Annotated in this window: 2 protein-coding genes; both read right to left on the bottom strand. The window is 28.8% G+C overall.

Annotated features, from left to right (window positions below; all coding sequences use genetic code 11):
* Positions 1 to 108 precede the first annotated feature (108 nt).
* Positions 109 to 1,092 carry a hypothetical protein gene (locus BAQ49_RS22015; protein ID WP_071747048.1) on the bottom strand — a complete coding sequence of 328 codons (984 nt, stop codon included), beginning with the start codon at positions 1,090 to 1,092 and terminating at the stop codon, positions 109 to 111.
* A 363-nt stretch (positions 1,093 to 1,455) separates the two neighbouring features.
* Positions 1,456 to 2,259 (bottom strand): hypothetical protein, encoded by an 804-nt coding sequence (locus BAQ49_RS22010; RefSeq protein WP_071747047.1) that lies wholly within the window; start codon positions 2,257 to 2,259, stop codon positions 1,456 to 1,458.
* Positions 2,260 to 2,660: the final 401 nt, after the last annotated feature.

Genomic DNA, 2,660 nt, shown 5'->3' with positions numbered 1-2,660 from the left:
AGAGTAATAGTATCAGTATGTCCAAGATTTAGAGATTACCTGCAATTATCTTGAAGTTTTCGCACCAGAACCGTAAAAAGTGCTTTAGATTTATTCTTTAGGAGATTGTTATTTTATAAGTTCTTCGATGTTATTACTTTTTTTAATTGTTTCTGATGATAGCCAGAGTGAATATCTTGTTCCATCCTTGTTGGTTAAAAATATGTCAAATTTTTCATTATACAGTTCTTCTTTAAGGATAGTGACTACCTTTCTCAGATCCTCAACTACATAGGGATTGTTATAATATTGCATCGTACTGTCATTAAAAACTAAAGTCACCTTATACTTCGGACACTCCCCATCTTTCGGATCTGAACAAGTAATACCTTCAATTACAAAACGGTCGTTTTGAATTTCTTTTAACCTTTCACCTACTTTTGTTTGAGTTTGAATCAAATATGTCCAATAACTTCTTAAAGTGTTTTTCATTGTTAGTAGCAGTTCTTCTTTCGTTATAACTTTTTGCACATTATTGAAAGGTAAACCTATAGATTCTCCATTATGATCATTAATATCAAGTTCTGTTATCTTTCTATTACTCTTCTGAATGAGTTGAAATAGAGCATATAAACGATCTAATTCTGTTGATTCAAATTGACTATAATCAATCTTGTTACTCGTTTTTAAAGTTAATAACAACTTATCAGTAGGTTTTCCTCCTGTATTATCATCATCCAAAATATATTGAAGAACATTTTCATTTTCAGATTCCTCGTAACCTAACTTTTTAATTTCTTCTAGAATTGGTTTGAATTTCTTATATTCCTCATATGTGTTTTTACCGTATTGGTATTCATCACCTTTTATTTTTGAATATAAGAAACCATCTACCTCTACTCTAAATTGAATATTTTTGTTGTTTTTTACTTGAACAGTATGGTATGTATGTCCCATATTCCCTTCATGCATAGCGCCCCAATCTGTTACAACAACATCGATTCCATGTTTTTCTTTTATATATTTTTTAACCTGATCTTCATTAGTATTAACACAGCCACTCAAAAATAAGAAACATAACACTAACAACATTACATTTTTCATTCTTTTCATATAACCCCTTATACCCCTTCCTTACGTAAGAAACGTTCCCTGATTGAACACTGTATAAAAAATTTAAAGGTAAAGCAATCTTTTGAATAGTGTGCTTCATTAGTATCGTATTCTTATTTCGTTATATCTTTGTAAATCCATTTTGAAAAAAGATTGATTAAAACCGACTCTTTCCTTAGGATTGCGTGAACAGTTTTTATAAAAAAGTTTGTTCATTTTCTGTTTATGTTCCTATGCAATTACGCCCGTTTATGCAGTTGGGATTTATTTGATATACGTACTTTTTAAACCTTATATGTAGGCCCAGTACCAGCATTACTTTGTCTCTAATTACAGCAACCCTGGTACTGGGCCATGTATGAATCATCCCCCATATTCATTTTTTTTTATTACCTTAAATTCACCTGATTTATCTACGCTAAACAAAACATAACTCTCCTTGCCAAAATCCATACCTGAAGAGCTACTTGGCTGCAGTACTATATTATAAATACCTTCTGTTAAAACATTACTTCTGTTAAAATCATTCATAATGCTAAGGATATCTGGTATATCCCCCTTATTTTTTTCTACACTATAATAATAATTAAAGTTCACTACTCCCATATGATAAGAATTAATTTTAGATTCACTCATTTTCAAAGTTTTAATTAATTTTTTCGTATCTAATTGTTGAGTTTGTTTAAACTTTGTAAGCAATTCTTTTTCCTGTTGTTCATCGATAGTAAAGTCTAAATAGTAATAGAAATTTTGTTTCGCCTTATCAAATGCGTTATTTGATTCACTTAATAAGTTATATTTTTTAATAATTTCATTTGATTGTTTTATAACTTCACTATGTTGTTGGACATAAGCGCCTTTAAATATATCTAAGAAGACATACTTATCATCATCTTGATCTATCTCATAAGAGTTTCGGTCAACAGTTACATATGTAGTGGTATAATATGGTTTTTTTATTTCTATATAAGTTTGAATACCTGTTCCTCCAAGTCGGTTATTATATGCAGAAAGAATTTTAAAATCTCCATCTTTTATCCCATAATGCTCTTTTAAGTAATCTCCTACTGGTTTATGGATTTGTATTTTTGTAAAAATATCAGTAAATAAATATAGTAATATTCCGCTAAATCCTACTATAAAAATAGTTGCTATTACTTTCTTCACTCTCAGTACACCTGCTTCCTATAACAAATAATACTTTCAACATTCCATATATTATTTAATCACAATTTATATAGAATTATCCTATTTTTTTGTTTTAGAATGGATATTGTTCTAATTTTTGGTTTGGAATAAAGTTTGATCAAAGCTTCAGGAGTTTTACCCGATGATGCAAAACGGTGCAACTTTTTTTAATTATCAATACCTAAATCGACAATAGACCCATATTTATATTTGGGTTTAATTAGCTATAATAAAATTTATTTCAATTTATTAAGAACTATAATTCTTGGATATACGTAAAGAACTGACGTACAAAAGAAGACCCCTTACAGTTGCTTTGAAATAAAGTTTGATTAAAATGCATGGGTTGATTTTTTTGAGTTATTTATTTTTGTTATTAT

The sequence above is a fragment of the Bacillus proteolyticus genome, assembly GCF_001884065.1.
GTDB classification, from domain to species: Bacteria; Bacillota; Bacilli; order Bacillales; family Bacillaceae_G; genus Bacillus_A; species Bacillus_A proteolyticus.
Note: the sequence above shows the minus strand (reverse complement) of the source record. Positions and strands in the feature narration are given on the sequence as shown.

What these genes read in the sequence shown, in the direction of transcription:
- BAQ49_RS22015 (WP_071747048.1), bottom strand. Translation starts at nt 1,092, where the DNA reads ATGAAAAGAATGAAAAATGTAATGTTGTTAGTGTTATGTTTCTTATTT.